At 73.2% G+C, this 15,733-nt stretch carries 13 protein-coding genes; 5 read left to right on the forward strand and 8 right to left on the reverse strand.

Annotated elements, in window-relative coordinates:
* Window positions 1-173: 173 nt before the first annotated feature.
* Complete coding sequence (locus AB3388_RS17805; RefSeq protein ID WP_495406642.1) at window positions 174-1,166, forward strand: IS481 family transposase; 993 nt, start codon at window positions 174-176, stop codon at window positions 1,164-1,166.
* Here the strand turns inward: AB3388_RS17805 and AB3388_RS17810 are convergent.
* The 7 genes from AB3388_RS17810 to lepB all read right to left on the reverse strand — a co-directional run bounded on the left by AB3388_RS17810 (window position 1,163) and on the right by lepB (window position 9,073).
* Window positions 1,163-2,119 carry a VWA domain-containing protein gene (locus tag AB3388_RS17810; protein ID WP_495406643.1) on the reverse strand — a complete coding sequence of 319 codons (957 nt, stop codon included), beginning with the start codon at window positions 2,117-2,119 and terminating at the stop codon, window positions 1,163-1,165. The genes AB3388_RS17805 and AB3388_RS17810 overlap by 4 nt on opposite strands.
* Complete coding sequence (locus AB3388_RS17815) at window positions 2,116-3,162, reverse strand: DUF58 domain-containing protein (protein ID WP_495406644.1); 1,047 nt, start codon at window positions 3,160-3,162, stop codon at window positions 2,116-2,118. The genes AB3388_RS17810 and AB3388_RS17815 overlap by 4 nt, the downstream gene beginning before the upstream one ends.
* Complete coding sequence (locus tag AB3388_RS17820) at window positions 3,159-4,421, reverse strand: AAA family ATPase (RefSeq protein WP_495406645.1); 1,263 nt, start codon at window positions 4,419-4,421, stop codon at window positions 3,159-3,161. The genes AB3388_RS17815 and AB3388_RS17820 overlap by 4 nt, the downstream gene beginning before the upstream one ends.
* A 229-nt stretch (window positions 4,422-4,650) precedes the next feature.
* Window positions 4,651-5,865, reverse strand: coding sequence for a C40 family peptidase (locus AB3388_RS17825; RefSeq protein WP_495406646.1), 1,215 nt, complete (start codon window positions 5,863-5,865; stop codon window positions 4,651-4,653).
* Window positions 5,866-6,021: 156 nt separating this feature from the next.
* Entirely contained in the window at window positions 6,022-7,557 is a 1,536-nt protein-coding gene (locus AB3388_RS17830; RefSeq protein WP_495406647.1) for an AMP-binding protein, read from the reverse strand.
* A gap of 62 nt (window positions 7,558-7,619) precedes the next feature.
* On the reverse strand, window positions 7,620-8,357 hold the full coding sequence (locus AB3388_RS17835; protein ID WP_495406648.1) for an SIR2 family NAD-dependent protein deacylase: 738 nt from the start codon (window positions 8,355-8,357) through the stop codon (window positions 7,620-7,622).
* Window positions 8,354-9,073 (reverse strand): signal peptidase I, encoded by a 720-nt coding sequence (gene lepB, locus AB3388_RS17840; RefSeq protein WP_495406649.1) that lies wholly within the window; start codon window positions 9,071-9,073, stop codon window positions 8,354-8,356. Before lepB ends, AB3388_RS17835 begins: the two co-directional genes overlap by 4 nt.
* A gap of 144 nt (window positions 9,074-9,217) precedes the next feature.
* Between lepB and AB3388_RS17845 the strand changes: the two genes are divergently transcribed.
* From AB3388_RS17845 to AB3388_RS17855, 3 genes are all read left to right on the forward strand, one after another.
* Complete coding sequence (locus AB3388_RS17845) at window positions 9,218-12,043, forward strand: aconitate hydratase (protein WP_495406650.1); 2,826 nt, start codon at window positions 9,218-9,220, stop codon at window positions 12,041-12,043.
* 7 nt (window positions 12,044-12,050) lie between these two features.
* Entirely contained in the window at window positions 12,051-12,812 is a 762-nt protein-coding gene (locus tag AB3388_RS17850) for an SDR family oxidoreductase (RefSeq protein ID WP_495406651.1), read from the forward strand.
* A gap of 65 nt (window positions 12,813-12,877) precedes the next feature.
* Complete coding sequence (locus AB3388_RS17855) at window positions 12,878-13,552, forward strand: sirohydrochlorin chelatase (RefSeq protein ID WP_495406652.1); 675 nt, start codon at window positions 12,878-12,880, stop codon at window positions 13,550-13,552.
* On the opposite strand, the gene AB3388_RS17860 is transcribed toward AB3388_RS17855, so the two are convergent.
* The gene (locus AB3388_RS17860; protein WP_495406653.1) at window positions 13,549-15,042 is read right to left on the reverse strand and encodes a DHA2 family efflux MFS transporter permease subunit; all 1,494 of its coding nucleotides are present in this window, start codon (window positions 15,040-15,042) and stop codon (window positions 13,549-13,551) included. The genes AB3388_RS17855 and AB3388_RS17860 overlap by 4 nt on opposite strands.
* 98 nt (window positions 15,043-15,140) lie before the next feature.
* Here AB3388_RS17860 and AB3388_RS17865 point away from each other — a divergent pair, with 98 nt between their 5' ends.
* Window positions 15,141-15,728, forward strand: coding sequence for a TetR/AcrR family transcriptional regulator (locus AB3388_RS17865; protein WP_495406654.1), 588 nt, complete (start codon window positions 15,141-15,143; stop codon window positions 15,726-15,728).
* Window positions 15,729-15,733 lie beyond the last annotated feature (5 nt).

The raw sequence follows: 15,733 nt of genomic DNA on the forward strand, positions 1-15,733 counted from the left end.
TTCGGGCTCAAGTCCCCGGACTTGAGCCCGAAACAGTCCCTAGATGTACTGACCAGAGACGTTGGTCGAGGGCGTGTGACCACTCGATCTGACTGATCGATCTTGTGGAGGGAGGACCTCCGGACGTGGAGTGGGGCTGCTGAAGGCACCCGCTCACCAACCCGGAGGTCCTCGTGTCTCACGCTAACGCTGCCCTGACCCCTCGTCACCGGCTGAAGCTCGGCCGCGCCGTGGTCGACGAGAACTGGTCGATCAGCTACGCCGCGGCGGTGTTCAACGTCTCCTGGCCCACAGCCAAGCGCTGGGCCGACCGGTACCGCCGGGGCGGCCCGGCGGCGATGCAGGATCGCAGCTCACGACCGCATTCCTGCCCGCGCCGGACGCCGCGGCCGGTGGTGCGCAAGATCGTGCACCTGCGCTGGAAAAAGCGCCTCGGCCCAGTCCAGATCGCCGACCGCGTCGGCCTGGCGCCCTCGACCGTGCACGCGGTGCTGGTTCGCTGCCGGCTCAACCGGCTCTCCCATGTCGACCGGGCCACCGGCGAGCCGATCCGCCGCTATGAACATGAGTACCCCGGCTCGCTGCTGCACGTCGACGTCAAGAAGCTGGGCAACATCCCCGACGGCGGCGGCTGGCGCTACGTCGGGCGCCAGCAGGGCAAGAAGAACCGGGCGGCCACGCCCGGCACGCCCCGCAACGCCCACCACAACCCGGTGATCGGCACGGCATTCGTGCACACGGTGATCGACGATCACAGCCGCGTCGCCTACGCCGAGACCCACGACGACGAGACCGCCGCCACCGCGATCGGCGTGCTGCGCCGCGCGGTGGATTGGTTCGCCGCGCGGGGCGTCACCACCCAGCGGGTGCTGTCCGACAACGGCTCGGCCTACCGCTCGCACGCCTGGCGCGATGCCTGCGCCGAGCTCGGGATCAATCTCAAGCGGACCCGGCCCTATCGGCCGCAGACCAACGGCAAGATCGAACGGTTCCACCGCACCCTGGCCGACGGCTGGGCCTTCGGCCGCATGTTCCTCAGCGAATCAGCGCGCCGAAAGGCACTGCCGGCCTGGCTGCACGAGTACAACCATCACCGGCCCCACACCGCGATCGGAAACCGTCCCCCGATCACGCGCTTGACCAACCTGTCCGGGCAGCACACCTAGAGCAGGCGGCTGGTCCAGAGCAGGCTGAGGACGGCGCCGAGCAGGGCCAGGAAGACGCCGACGCGCACGAACCACGGGCTGATGTCGTGCGGCTCGGTGGTGTACCCGATCTGGCTGCCGAGGTCGGCGTAGACCTTCTCCAGCTCCGCCGCGCTGGCCGCCTCGCTGTAGCTGCCGCCGGTCTCGTCGGCGATCTTCTTCAGCGTCGCGCGGTCCACCGGCACCGGCACCGTCTCGCCGTTGAGGTCGAGCGTGCCGAAGTCGGTGCCGAACGCGATCGTCGAGACCGGGATCTTCGCCGCGGTCGCCGCGTCGATCGCCTGGGTGTCGTCGCGGCCGACGGTGTTGTAGCCGTCGGAGAGCAGCACGACACGGGCCGGCGGGAGGTCCTTGCTGGGCGTGTCCAGGCTGTCCTGGAAGTTCTCGATCGCGGTCAGCGAGGTGAACACGGCCTCGCCGATCGCGGTCGCCTCGGCCAGCTCCAGGTGGTCGATCGCGGCCCGCACCTGGGCGCGGTCGGTGGTCGGCGGCACCAGCGTGGTCGCCGACCCGGCGAACGACACCAGCCCGAGGTTGATCCGCTCGGGCAGCACGTCGACGAACTGCTTGGCCGCGGTCTGCATGGCCTGGAAGCGGTTGGGCTCGATGTCGGTGGCCTTCATCGACAGCGACACGTCGACCGCCATGATCACCGTCGCCCGCTCCCGCGGGACGCGGACCTTGCTGCTCGGGACGGCGAGGGACACCACGAGCGCCGCGATCGCCAGCGCGACCAGCCCGAAGGCCAGGTGCCGGCGCCAGCCGGGGCGCTTGGGCACCAGCGTGCCCAGCAGCGCGACGTTGGTGAACCGCGCGGCGTAGCGCTTGCGGCGCAGCTGCAGCCACACGTACAGGCCGACCAGCGCGGCGACGGCCAGGAGCAGCAGCAGCCAGACCGGGGACTGGAAGCTCATCGGGAGGCACCTCCGGTTCCGGCACGCCGGCGGTCGGCGACGAAACGAACGACGTCCATGAGCCAGTCGCGGTCGGTGCGCAGCTGCAGGTGGCCGGCGCCGGCCCGCCGCAGCGCGGCGGCGATCGCCTGGCGCTGCGCGGCGGCGCCCTCGGCGAAGCGCCGGCGGAACTCCGCATTGCCCGTGGGCACGTCCAGGGTCTGCCCGCTCTCCGGGTCGACCACGGTCAGGTCGCCGACGTCCGGCAGCTCGAGCTCCCGCGGGTCGACCACCTCGATGGCCAGCAGCTCGTGCCGGGCCGACAGGCCGCGCAGCGGGCGCTCCCAGTCGGCGTCGCCCAGGAAGTCGGAGAGGACGACGACCAGCCCGCGGCGACGGTGCGGACGGCGCAGCGTCTCCAGCGCCGCGGCCAGGTCACCGCGACGGCCGCCGGCGGCCCGGGGCGTCGCCACGACCGAGCGCAGCAGCCGCTCCGCGGCCAGCCGGCCGTTCATCGCCGGGTAGCGGTCCACCCGCTCGCCGGTGGTGACCACCGCGCCGAGCCGGTTGCCGCCGTGCACGGTCAGGTGGCTGACCGCGGCCAGCCCGGCGATGACCAGGTCGCGCTTCTGGCAGTTCGCCGTCCCGAAGTCCAGGCTCGCCGACAGGTCGACGACCGCCCAGGTCTCCAGCTCGCGGTCGGCGATCGTCTCGCGGACGTGCGGCACCTGGGTGCGCGCGGTGACCGGCCAGTCCATCCGCCGGACGTCGTCGCCCGGGTGGTAGGTCCGCGAGTCGCCGGCCTCGCTCCCCGAGCCAGGTACGAGACCGAGGTGGTCGCCCTGCAGCAGCCCGTCGAGGCGGCGGCGGACGGTGAGCTCCAGCCGGCGCAGCAGCACGTCGGCGGGGCCGTCGGTGAACCGCGGCGGCGCGCCGTCCCCGGCGCCCGGGTCGATGCCGGAGCCCGGCGTTCCCGCGGCGGCGTGCAGCAGCAGCCCGGGGTGGGCCGGTCCGGCCGGCGGCGCCTCCTCGGGAGCGCCACCCCGGCGGAACAGCGGCGTCACGAGCCCTGGGCGCTCTGCGGACCCTGGACGAAGGCGTTGCCCTGCGCCGCGGGTGCGCCGTTCGGCGACGGCGGCTGCGCACCGGCCGCCTGCGGACCGGGCGGCCCGTAGTGCACCGGCCCGGCCGGCGGGACGGGGAACACCGGCCCCTGCGGCACGTGCGGGCCGCCCGGCACGCTCGCGCCGTAGCCGGCGGCCCGCTGGCGCGGCGCCACCTGCGGCAGCGGCACCGTCTGCACGATCCGCTTGACCACGTGGTCGGCCGGCACGCCGTCGGCCAGCGCGTCGTAGGAGAGCACCAGCCGGTGCCGGAGCACGTCGGCGGTGACGTCGAGGACGTCCTGCGGGAGCACGTAATCGCGGCCCCGGATCAGCGCCAGCGCGCGGGCCGCGGCGATCAGCCCGAGCGAGGCGCGCGGGCTGGCCCCGTACGACACCCAGGTCGCGACGTCGTCCATGCCGTGCTGGCGCGGCGACCGGGTGGCCACGACCAGCCGGACGACGTAGTCGACGAGGGCGTGGTGCACGAAGACGTGCGACGCGGCCTTCTGCATGCGCAGCAGGTCGCCGGGCTCGAGGACGGTCTCGGCCACCGGCGGCTCGGAGCCCATCCGGTAGATGATCTCGCGCTCCTCCTCGGGGCTCGGGTAGTCGACGAGCACCTTCATGAGGAACCGGTCCCGCTGCGCCTCGGGCAGCGGGTAGACGCCCTCGGACTCGATCGGGTTCTGCGTGGCCAGCACCAGGAACGGATCCGGCAGCGGGTGCGTCACGCCGCCGATGGAGACCTGCCGCTCGGCCATGACCTCCAGCAGCGCCGACTGCACCTTCGCCGGGGCGCGGTTGATCTCGTCGGTGAGCACGAAGTTGGCGAACACCGGACCGAGCTCGGTCGCGAAGGTGTCCTGCCCGGCCTTGTAGATGCGGGTGCCGATGATGTCGGCCGGCACCAGGTCCGGGGTGAACTGCAGGCGGGCGAACGTGCCGCCGACGACGGTGGCCAGCGTCTCGACGGCCAGGGTCTTGGCCACGCCGGGCACGCCCTCGAGCAGGACGTGGCCGCGCGCGAGCAGCGCCACGAGCATGCGCTCCACCAGCCGGTCCTGGCCGACGATGACCCGCTTGATCTCGAACAGGACCCGCTCCAGCCGCGCCGCGTCCGCCGAGGGCGGCACCGGCGCGCCCGCGCCCACGGCGGAGCTGCCGGACGGCGAACCGCCGGAGGGGGTCTCGAGCGGAGTGCTGGCGGCGCTGGTCACGTGGCTCCCTGGTCCTGCCGGTCTCCGGCCTTCCGCGCAGAAGGCCGTCGACGGGCGGCGCGCCCGTCGACGGCCAGTGTCCTACAGGTTCCTGAGCCGGCGCTGTGCCTCGCTGCCCGACACGACGTGTGTGCACACCCCTGCCGGGGAGGGCGCGATCACTGCTAGCCTGGTTCCGCGTCGGGCAGCTCCCCCCGTGGCTGCCCGACGCCCTTTGCTTTCCGGGCGCTCAGGCAGACGGCCGCACCGCGCCGGCGTACCCGGTCCACCACATCCTCGAGACCTTGACGACGTCGCCGCTCTCCGGCGCCTGCAGCACCGTGCCGTCGCCCAGCCAGATCGCCACGTGGTGGATCGTGCTCGGGTCGGCCGGGTCGTTCGCCCAGAACACCAGGTCACCGGCCTGCAGGTCGGACTTGGCCACCTTCGGCAGGTCCGCGTACTGCGCCCGGCTGTTGCGCGGGATCGAGATCCCCGCCTGGTAGTAGGCGTACTGGGTCAGGCCGCTGCAGTCGAACCCGACCACGGTGGCGTCGAGGTCGATGCCGAGGCTCGGGCCGTGCGCGCCGCCGCCGCCCCAAGAGTAGCGGGTGCCGAGGTGGGCCATGCCGGCCTCGATCGCCGCCTGCGCGGCAGTCGCCGAGCCCGGCCCGGCCTCGGTCCGGTTCACCGGGTCGGCGTTCGAGCCGGCCGTGGCGGTCGAGGAGACCTGGCGGGCCAGCCGGTCGGCGGCCTGCTGCTCCCCCACCAGCTCGACCAGCTCGGCCTTCGCCCGGTCGAGCTCGGCCTGCAGGTCGGTCTGCTCGGCGGCCACCTCGGCCGCCTTCGCGCGGGCGTCGCGCTCGGCGTCCTGCGCCACGGTCAGCGCCTGGGCAGCCTGCTCCTTGAGCACATCGGCCTCGGCCAGCGAGCTCTGGGCGGCGGCGTCGGCCCGGTCGGCCTGCTCGCGCGCCACGCCGAACCGGTCGACCTCGTCGGTGCGGTGCGCCCCGGCGGCATCGAGCAGGGCGGCCCGCTCGACCAGCTCGGCCGGGTTGGCCGAGGTGACCAGCGCGGCCGCCCCGGCGTAGGTGCTGTGCGACATGAAGCTGCGGCGGGCGAACGCGACCAGCGCGTCCTCGGCCGCCTGCTCGTCGGCCGCGGCCTGCGCGGCCGCGGCGGCGGCCTGCTGCGCGGCGGCCTGCGCGGCCTCGAAGCCGGCCTGCTTGGCCTGGTAGTCGTCCAGCGCGATGGCCGAGGAGGCCTGCGCGCGGGAGACCGCGGTCTGCGCGTCGGCCAGCTCGGCCGACAGCGCGTCGATCCGGTCGGCGGCGTCGTCGGCGGCGGCCTGCGCCTGCTGCACCTGGGAGTCGGTCGGTCGCCGGGGGGCGGCCGCTGCGGGTCCGGCGGTGACGCCGAGGGCGAGGGCAGCGGTCAGGACGATGCCGGTCGCCGTCCCCACCACGCGCCCAGGAGCTCTGCGCGCACGCACGAAAACCGACCTCCGATCTCGGACCCGGGCGCACGGACAGCACGCCCGACGTCCGAGATCGACAGATCCGGTCGGGTTGCGGAGGGGGGTCTCACCCCGGGGGATGAGGGCTCACGGAGGAGCGAACGGTCAGTTCACCTGGCGGTCGGACGTCGACCAGAAGCTCTCGCGGAGCTTGAACTTCTGGATCTTGCCGGTCGCGGTGCGCGCGAGCGCGTCGCGGAACTCGACCCGCTTGGGGATCTTGTACCCGGCGATCTTGCCGCGGCAGTGGGCGATGATCTCCTCCGCCGTGACCTGCTGCCCCTCGACGGGGACGACGAGCGCCGTCACCAGCTCGCCCCACTTGTCGTCGGGGATGCCGATGACCGCGACCTCGGCGACCGCCGGGTGGCTGAAGACGACGTCCTCGACCTCGATCGAGGAGACGTTCTCCCCGCCGGTGATGATCACGTCCTTCTTGCGGTCGGAGATGGTGAGGTAGCCGGCCTCGTCGATCGAGCCGCCGTCCCCGGTGTGGAACCAGCCGCCGTCGAGCGCCTCGGCGGAGGCGTCGGGGTTCTCCCAGTACCCGGCCAGGACGACGTTGCCCTGGGCCAGCACCTCGCCGGCCTCGCTGGTCTGCAGCCGGATGCCGAGCGCCGGCACGCCGGCCCGGGACAGCTTCTTGGCCCGGTCCTCCCGCTCGAGCGCGTCGAACTCCTCCCGCGGCCGGTTGATGGTGAGCAGCGGCGCGGTCTCGGTCAGGCCGTAGATCTGGTTGAACTGCCAGCCCAGCTCGGCCTCGACCCGGGCGATGGTCTTCGACGGCGGCGGCGCGCCGGCGACGACGATCCGGACGCGGTCGCGGCCGGGGATCTCGCCGTCCCAGTGCTGCGCGGCCTCGAGGACGGCGTTCCACACCGCCGGCGCCCCGCACATCAGGGTGACGCCGTGCCGGTCGACCCGGCGCAGGATCTCCGCCCCGTCGATCTTGCGGATGACGACGTGCCGGCCCCCGAGGCCGGTGACCGTGTAGGGCATGCCCCAGCCGTTGCAGTGGAACATCGGCAGCGTGTGCATCAGCACGTCGCGGTCGCTGACCTGCATGTGCATGCCGAAGGTGACGGCGTTGGTCCAGATGTTGCGGTGGGTCATCTGCACGCCCTTGGGCCGCGCCGTCGTCCCGCTGGTGTAGTTGATCGTGGCTGTGGCGTCCTCGTCCGGCTCGCCCCACGGCCGCGGCTCGGTGTCGAAGCGGAGCAGCTGCTCGTACTCCTCCCCCGTGCCGAACTTGTGCTCGGCGTCCACGGCCTTGAGCGAGGTCTCCAGCTCCGGGTCGACCAGCAGCACCCGCGCACCGGAGTGCCCGACGATGTAGCGGACCTCGTCCTCCGAGAGCCGGAAGTTGATCGGCACCAGCACCCGCCCCGACGAGGGGACGGCGAGCAGCAGCTCCAGCAGCCGGGCGGAGTTGTGGCTCACGATGGCCACGCGCTCGCCCTCGGCGATGCCGAGCTCGTCCATCGCTGCCTGGAACGCCCGGCCGCGGCGGGCCACCTCGCGGTAGGTCAGCTCGCCCAGCGACGGCGCGGGCTGGTCGGGCTCGTCGACGATGCCCACCCGGTCGCCGTAGACAAGCTCGGCGCGGTCGAGGAAGTCACGGGTGGTCAAGGGCACGCGCATGCCGGCTCCCGGTGGCCAGGGCCGGCCCGGCGGACCGGCCGCTCGACGTGGTCGCCGTCACGTTATCCCGCGAGCAGCCGCGGCAGGGCGGTGCCGATCGGCTCGCGCACGACGAGGTCGGCGAGGTCGTCGTACGGCGTCGGCTGGGCGTTGACCACGCCGATGCGGGCGCCGTGCCGCGCGGCGACGTCGGTGAGGCCGGCGGCCGGGTGGACCGTCAGCGACGTCCCCACGGCCAGGAAGACGTCGCAGTCCGCGGCGGCGGCCACCGCGGCGTCGATGACGTCGGCGTCCAGCGCCTGCCCGAAGCTGATCGTCGCGGACTTCAGGATGCCGCCGCAGACGAGGCAGGCCGGGTCCGGTTCGCCGGCCTCCACCCGGTCGAGCGCGCTGCGCATCGTCGTCCGGTCGCCGCAGGACAGGCAGGCGACCGCGTGCACGGTGCCGTGCACCTCGATGACCTTCGCGGCCGACGAGCCCGCCTTCTGGTGCAGGCCGTCGATGTTCTGGGTGACCAGCGCCCGCAGCCGGCCCTGGCGCTCGAGGCCGACCAGTGCGGCGTGCGCCCCGTTCGGCTCGGCGGTCCACGCCGGGTGCCGCCGGCGCTCCTGCCAGGCCCGGCTGCGGATCTCCGGATCGGCGACGTAGTACTGCAGCGTCGAGAGCTTCTCCGCCTCCGGATCGCGGGTCCACACGCCCTGCGGCCCGCGGAAGTCCGGGATACCGCTGTCGGTGGAGATGCCCGCGCCGGTGAGCACGGTGATCTGCCGGGCGGCCGCCAGCCAGTCGGGCGGGGTCACGGTCCCTCCTGCGGGTCGGGGTCGTCGACGCCGCCGAAGCGGCCGGGTGGCCAGACGATCAGGGAGGCCTTGCCGATCACGTCGTCCACGGCGATCGTCCCGCCGTACGTGTCAGCGATGTGCCGGGTCGAGTCGTAGGAGACCGCGCGGTGGTCACCCATCACGAACAGCCGGCCCTCCGGCACGGTCACCGGCCCGAACGCCCGCTGGTCCAGCGGGGTGTTCTCGAAGATGTACGGCTCGTCGAGCGGTTTCCCGTCCACGGTCACGCGCCCGTGCGCGTCGCAGCACTGCACGGTCTGCCCGCCGACGGCGATCACCCGCTTGACGAAGTCGTCCTGGGCGGGTGGGGCGACGCCGATCGCGCGACCGACCGCGAGCAGCGCCCCGGAGAACCAGTTCGACGGCTCGTCCGCGGCGACCTCCGGCTCCCAGGTGTCCGGCCCCCGGAAGACGACGACGTCACCGGGCTGCGGGTCGGAGAACCAGTACGGCGGCTTGGTCACCAGCACGCGGTCGCCGGTGCAGCCGGCGCAGCCGTGCAGCGTCCGCTCCATCGACCCGGACGGGATGAAGAAGGCCTGCACGAGGAAGGTCTTCACGAGCAGGGCGAGCACCAGCGCCACGATCAGCAGGACGGGCAGCTCCAGCAGCCAGGAGCGGCGCCGCTCCTCCCTCTCCGGCCGCCGCCGTCCCCACCGCCGTCCCCCCGTCACCGCCTCACCGTATGTGCCCGCAGCCGCGCGGTGTCGCAGGTCACGAGTGACCCGCTCCCGGCCCGGCGCCTCGCCCTGCGACCGGGACTGGGATGATCCAGGGTGGTAACGAGCGCGAGCGACCAGCGAGGGTGAGGCGCACAAGTGGCAGCCAGCAAGGACAGCTTCGGAGCACGGGCGACGCTGAGCGTCGAGGGCACCGACTACGAGATCTACCGGCTCGACGCGGTGGAGGGCGCCGACAAGCTGCCCTTCAGCCTGAAGGTGCTGCTGGAGAACCTGCTGCGCACCGAGGACGGCGAGGACATCACCGCCGACCACGTCCGGGCGCTGGCGAACTGGGACCCGTCCGCCGAGCCGGACCAGGAGATCCAGTTCACCCCGGCCCGGGTGGTCATGCAGGACTTCACCGGCGTGCCCTGCATCGTCGACCTGGCCACCATGCGCGAGGCCATGGCCGAGATCGGCGGCGACCCGCAGAAGATCAACCCGCTCGCGCCGGCCGAGATGGTCATCGACCACTCGGTGATCGTCGACGTGTTCGGCACGCCGGACTCGTTCGAGCGCAACGTGGAGATCGAGTACCAGCGCAACGGCGAGCGCTACCAGTTCCTGCGCTGGGGCCAGGGCGCCTTCGACAACTTCAAGGTCGTCCCGCCCGGCATGGGCATCGTGCACCAGGTCAACGTCGAGCACCTGGCCCGCGTGGTCTTCCCGCGCCAGGACGGCGACCGCGTGGTGGCCTACCCCGACACCTGCGTGGGCACCGACTCCCACACCACGATGGTCAACGGCCTCGGCGTGCTCGGCTGGGGCGTCGGCGGCATCGAGGCCGAGGCGGCCATGCTCGGCCAGCCGGTCTCGATGCTCATCCCGCGGGTCGTCGGGTTCAAGCTGACCGGTGAGCTGCCCGAGGGATCCACCGCCACCGACCTGGTGCTCACCATCACCGAGATGCTGCGCCAGCACGGCGTGGTCGGGAAGTTCGTCGAGTTCTACGGCGAGGGCGTCTCCGCCGTCCCGCTGGCCAACCGGGCCACGATCGGCAACATGAGCCCGGAGTTCGGCTCGACCGCGGCGATGTTCCCCATCGACGAGGAGACCATCGCCTATCTCAAGCTCACCGGCCGCTCGGCCGAGCAGGTCGCGCTCGTCGAGGCCTACGCCAAGGAGCAGGGCCTCTGGCACGACCCGAGCCGCGAGCCCGCGTTCTCCGAGTACCTCGAGCTCGACCTCGCCACCGTCGTCCCGTCGATCGCCGGCCCGAAGCGCCCGCAGGACCGCGTCGCGCTCTCCGACGCCAAGACGGCCTTCCGGGACGCGCTGCCCACCTACGCCAAGGTCGAGGAGATCTCGCACGACCCCGACGTCGCCCCGGAGGCGGTGTCCACCGTCGACGAGTCGGTGGAGGAGACCTTCCCGGCGTCCGACCCGGCCAGCCCGTTCGCGCACGCCGACGGCGACAGCGGCAAGCCGCACAAGGTGGTCCTGCACCCGGTGGCCGACCGCGCCTCGCGGCCGACCAAGGTCGTGCTCGAGGACGGCACCGAGACCTTCGTCGACCACGGCCACGTGGTGATCGCCGCGATCACCTCGTGCACCAACACCTCGAACCCGCAGGTGATGCTGGGCGCCGCGCTGCTGGCCAAGAAGGCCGTCGAGGCGGGCCTGCAGACCAAGCCGTGGGTGAAGACCTCGCTGGCCCCCGGGTCCAAGGTCGTCACCGACTACTACGAGAAGGCCGGCGTCACGCCGTACCTGGAGAAGCTCGGCTTCCACCTGGTCGGCTACGGCTGCACGACCTGCATCGGCAACTCCGGCCCGCTGCCCCAGCCGGTGTCCGACGCGGTCAACGAGGCCGACCTCGCCGTCGTCTCGGTGCTCTCCGGCAACCGCAATTTCGAAGGCCGGATCAACCCCGACGTCAAGATGAACTACCTGGCCTCCCCGCCGCTGGTGATCGCCTATGCGCTGGCCGGGACGATGGACCTCGACCTGACCACCGAGCCGCTCGGCAAGGGCAGCGACGGTCAGGACGTGTACCTGCGCGACATCTGGCCCTCGCCGCAGGAGGTCCAGCGGACCATCGACGAGGCGATCTCGGCGGAGATGTTCGCCAAGGACTACGCCGACGTCTTCGCCGGCACCGAGCAGTGGCAGAACCTGCCCACGCCGACCGGCGACACCTTCGCCTGGGACGCCGAGAGCACCTACGTGCGCAAGCCCCCGTACTTCGAGGGCATGCCGGAGACCCCGGCCGCGGTGACCGACATCGAGGGCGCGCGCACGCTGGCGGTGCTGGGTGACTCGGTCACGACCGACCACATCTCGCCGGCCGGCTCGATCAAGGCCGACAGCCCGGCCGGGAAGTACCTGCGCGAGCACGGCGTCGACCGGCGCGACTTCAACTCCTACGGCTCCCGGCGCGGGAACCACGAGGTGATGATCCGCGGCACGTTCGCCAACATCCGGCTGCGCAACCTGCTGGTGCCCGGCACCGAGGGCGGCGTCACCAAGAACCACCTGACCGGCGAGACGACGTCGATCTACGAGGCCTCCGAGGCCTACCAGGAGCAGGGCATCCCGCTGGTCGTGCTGGCCGGCAAGGAGTACGGCTCCGGCTCGTCGCGCGACTGGGCGGCCAAGGGGACGGCGCTGCTCGGGGTCAAGGCGGTCATCGCCGAGAGCTACGAGCGGATCCACCGGTCGAACCTGATCGGCATGGGCGTGCTGCCGCTGCAGTTCCCCGAGGGTGAGAACCGCGAGTCGCTCGGCCTGACCGGCGACGAGGAGTTCACCATCACCGGGATCACCGCGCTCAACGACGGCGAGACGCCGCGCACGGTGAAGGTGAAGGCCGGCGACGTCGAGTTCGACGCCCGCGTCCGGATCGACACCCCCGGCGAGGCGAACTACTACCGCAACGGCGGGATCATGCAGTACGTCCTGCGCTCCCTGCGCCAGGGCTGATCCCGGGATGGACCTGGGGCTGGGCGGTCGCGGCTACCTGCTCACCGGCGCGAGCCGGGGGCTGGGGTTCGCGACCGCCCGGGCCCTGGTCGACGACGGCGCGCGCGTGGTGCTCAGCTCGCGCGGCGCCGAGTCGGTCTCGCAGGCGGTCACCGACCTCGGCGGCGAGCCGTCGGCGTTCGGCACGACCGCGGACCTCGCCGACGGCGACGCGGTGCAGCGGCTGGCCGCCGAGGCGACCGAGCGGCTGGGCCGGCTGGACGGCGCGCTGATCTCGGTGGGCGGTCCCGCGGCCGGGGAGATCTTCGAGACGACGCCGGAGCAGTGGCGGGCCGCCTACGACAGCGTCGTCCTCGGGCCGCTGTGGCTGGTCCGGGCGCTGGTCCCGCACCTCGGCGAGGGCGCCGCGATCGGCTTCGTCCTCTCCACGTCGGTGCGTGAGCCGCTGCGCGGGCTGGCCATCTCCAACGCCCTGCGGCCGGGCCTGGCGATGACCATCAAGTCGCTCGCCGACGACCTGGGTCCGCGGGGGGTCCGCGTGTTCGGGCTGATGCCGGGCTCCATCGCCACCGACCGGATGACCGACCTGTGGGGCTCCTCCGGCGACCCCGAGGCGGCACGGAAGGCGACCGAGGCCGGTATCCCGCTGCGCCGGGTCGGCGAGCCCGAGGAGTTCGGCCGGGTGGCGGCCTTCCTGCTCTCCCCCGCAGCCTCCTACGTGACCGGGACGGTCGTCGCCGTCGACGGCGGGCGGCTCCGGTCGCCTTGACGGACCCCCTCGCCCCCCACCGCTCGCAGGCTCGCGGCGGGCCCCTGCGAGAGGGCCACGGGCCGGTGCTCGTGGCCTGCGCGCACGGCACCCGCAACGCCACCGGCCGCCGGCTGATCGCCGAGCTCGCCCTCGCCGCCCGCCGGCTGCGCCCCGGCCTGGTCACCACCGCCGCGTTCGTCGACGTGCAGCCGCCGACCGTGGTCGACGTCGTGGCCGGGCTGGCCGCCGAGGGGCGGGCGGCGGTCGTCGTCCCGCTGCTGCTCTCCGGCGGCTACCACGTGCACGTCGACATCGCCGGTGCGGTCGCCGCCCATCCCGGCGCGGTCGCCGCCCGGCCGCTGGGCCCCGACGAGCGGCTGGTCGAAGTGCTGGCCGACCGGCTGCGGGAGGCCGGCGCCGACCGGGCCACCGCCGTCGTCCTGGCCGCCGCCGGGTCCAGCGACCCGCGCTCGGGAGCCGACGTCGCGCACACCGCCGATCTGCTGCAGCGACGCTGGGCCGGCCCGGTGAGCACCGGCTTCGGCTCCGCGGCGCAGCCGACGGTGCCGGACGCCGTCGCGCTGGCCCGCCGCGGCGGCGCCGAGCGGGTCGTCGTCGCGGCCTACCTGCTGGCGCCCGGCCACTTCGCCGGCAAGTTGGCCGCGGCGGGCGCCGACGCGGTGACCGCTCCCCTGCTGCCCGACGACCGGATCGCCGCCGTGCTGCTCGACCGCTACGACGCCGCACGGACGGTCTAGACCGCGAGCGCCGGCTCCGGCTCGACGGCCGCACCGGTCCGCGGCTGCCGGACCAGGACGCCGCTGACGATCCCGGCCATGGCGAGGAAGCCGGCCGCCACGACGAAGCCGAGCGCCCAGCCCGACACCAGCGCGTCGACGAACCCCGGCGACCCGGGCGGACCGGCCGCGATGGCGTCGGTGCGCGCCGTGCTCACCGCGGTCAGGATCGCCAACCCCAGCGAGCCGCCGATCTGCTGCCCCGAGTTCAGCAGGGCGCTGGCCACACCGGCATCCTCCTGGGGCACGCCGGCGACCGCCGAGCTGGTGAGCGCGACGAAGGTCATGCCCATGCCGAGGGCCAGCAGGCACAGCGCGGGCAGGATGACGCTCGCGTAGCCGGAGTCCGGCTGCAGCCGCAGCGCGAGCATGAGCATCCCCGCCGCACCCAGGGTCGGCCCCACGATCAGCAGCGGCCGCGCCCCGATCCGGGCCAGCAGCTGCGACGAGATCGCGGCCCCCACCACGATGAAGCCGGTCATGGGCAGGAACGCGAAGCCGGCCCGCAGCGGCGAGTACCCGTGCACCTGCTGCATCCAGAGGATGAGGAAGAAGAAGACGGCGAACAGCCCCGCCCCGACGAACAGCGAGCCGAGGTCCGCACCCAGCAGGCTGCGGGAGCGGAAGAGCCGGAAGTCGACCAGCGGGTCGCGCACCCGGCGTTGGACGACGACGAACGCGGCGAGCAGGACCACCGCGAGCCCCAACGTCAGGAGCGTGCGGGCCGACGTCCAGCCGTAGTCGTTGCCCTTGACCAGCGCGTACACCAGCGCCATCAGGCCGCCGGTTGCCAGCACGGCGCCCGGGACGTCGAAGCCCCGAGCGCGGGCGTCGCGGCTCTCGGGCAGGATCCGCAGCGCGCCGAGCACGGCCAGCGCCGCGACCGGGACGTTGATGAACAGCACCCAGCGCCAGCTGGCGTACTCGGTGAGCACGCCGCCGAGGATGAGGCCGATGGCCGCGCCGCCGGCCGAGATCGCCGCCCAGACGCCGAGCGCGCGGTTGCGCTCCCGGCCCTCGGCGAACACGACGGTGAGCATCGACAGCGCCGACGGCGCCATCAGCGCGCCGCCGAGGCCCTGCAGCAGGCGGGCGCCGATGAGCAGGCCGAGGCTGCCGGCCAGGCCGCCGAGCAGCGAGGCGACGGCGAACAGGGCCGCCCCGGCGACGAAGATGCGGCGGCGGCCGAGCCGGTCGGCGAGCTTGCCACCGAGCAGCAGGAACCCGCCGAAGGTCAGGGTGTAGCCGGTGACGACCCAGGACAGGTCGTTGGCGCTGGCGACGTGCAGGTCCTTGGCGATGTCCGGCAGGGCGACGTTCACGACGCTCACGTCGAGCACGATCATCAGCTGGCTCATCGCGAGGACGAGGAGGGCGAGGCCTCTGCGGACCTCGCGGCCGTCCGGGAGTCGGGGTGGGCCGACCGTCGGGCCGGCGTCGGTGGTGGTCACAGCAAGCCCCTTGCTGGCTGGCTCAACAGCCGTGGAGTCATTGACTCAACGAACGTAGAGCGGAGGCGCGGCTGGGTCAACGCCTGTAGAGTGAGCGCGTGTCCACGTTCAGTGCCGAACCGACGTCACGGGAGGAACGGCGCCGCCGGACCGAGGCGTGCATCCTCCAGACCGCCCGCCGGCTCTTCGCCGAAGAGGGCTTCGACCGCGCCACGATCCGCGGCGTTGCGCAGCGTGCCGGGGTCGATCCGGCGCTGGTGATGCAGTACTACGGCAGCAAGGAAGGCCTGTTCGCCGCGGCGATGAAGGGCGCCCACGGCGGCGGACTGCTCCGCGGGGCCGAGCGCGACGAGATCCCGGCGGCCGCGCTGCACGACCTGTTCGCCAAGTTCGAGGAGGCGGGAGACCGCGAGGCCGCGGCCGCCCTCGCCCGCAACTTCCTCACCCATCCCGAGGCGCACCGGATCATGCGGGACGAGGTGATGTGCTCCCTCGTCCAGGGACTCGCCGAAAAGATCGGCGGCAAGGACGCCGAGCTCAAGGCTGCGCTGGTCATGGCCTGCACGTTCGGGCTCGGGCTGGCGCGCTACCTGCTCCAGATCCCCGGGTTGGCACAGGCGGCGCGCGAGGACATCGAGCGCCTCCTGGAACCGGCCCTGCGGGCCGTCCTCGACGCCGGCGACTGATCCGC

The sequence above is a fragment of the Geodermatophilus sp. SMS 5-13 genome (assembly GCF_059428245.1).

Coding starts and splice junctions, on each gene's coding strand:
- AB3388_RS17810 (WP_495406643.1), bottom strand. CDS start 2,119: ATGAGCTTCCAGTCCCCGGTCTGGCTGCTGCTGCTCCTGGCCGTCGCC.
- AB3388_RS17830 (WP_495406647.1), bottom strand. CDS start 7,557: ATGCGCGTGCCCTTGACCACCCGTGACTTCCTCGACCGCGCCGAGCTT.
- AB3388_RS17850 (WP_495406651.1), top strand. CDS start 12,051: ATGGACCTGGGGCTGGGCGGTCGCGGCTACCTGCTCACCGGCGCGAGC.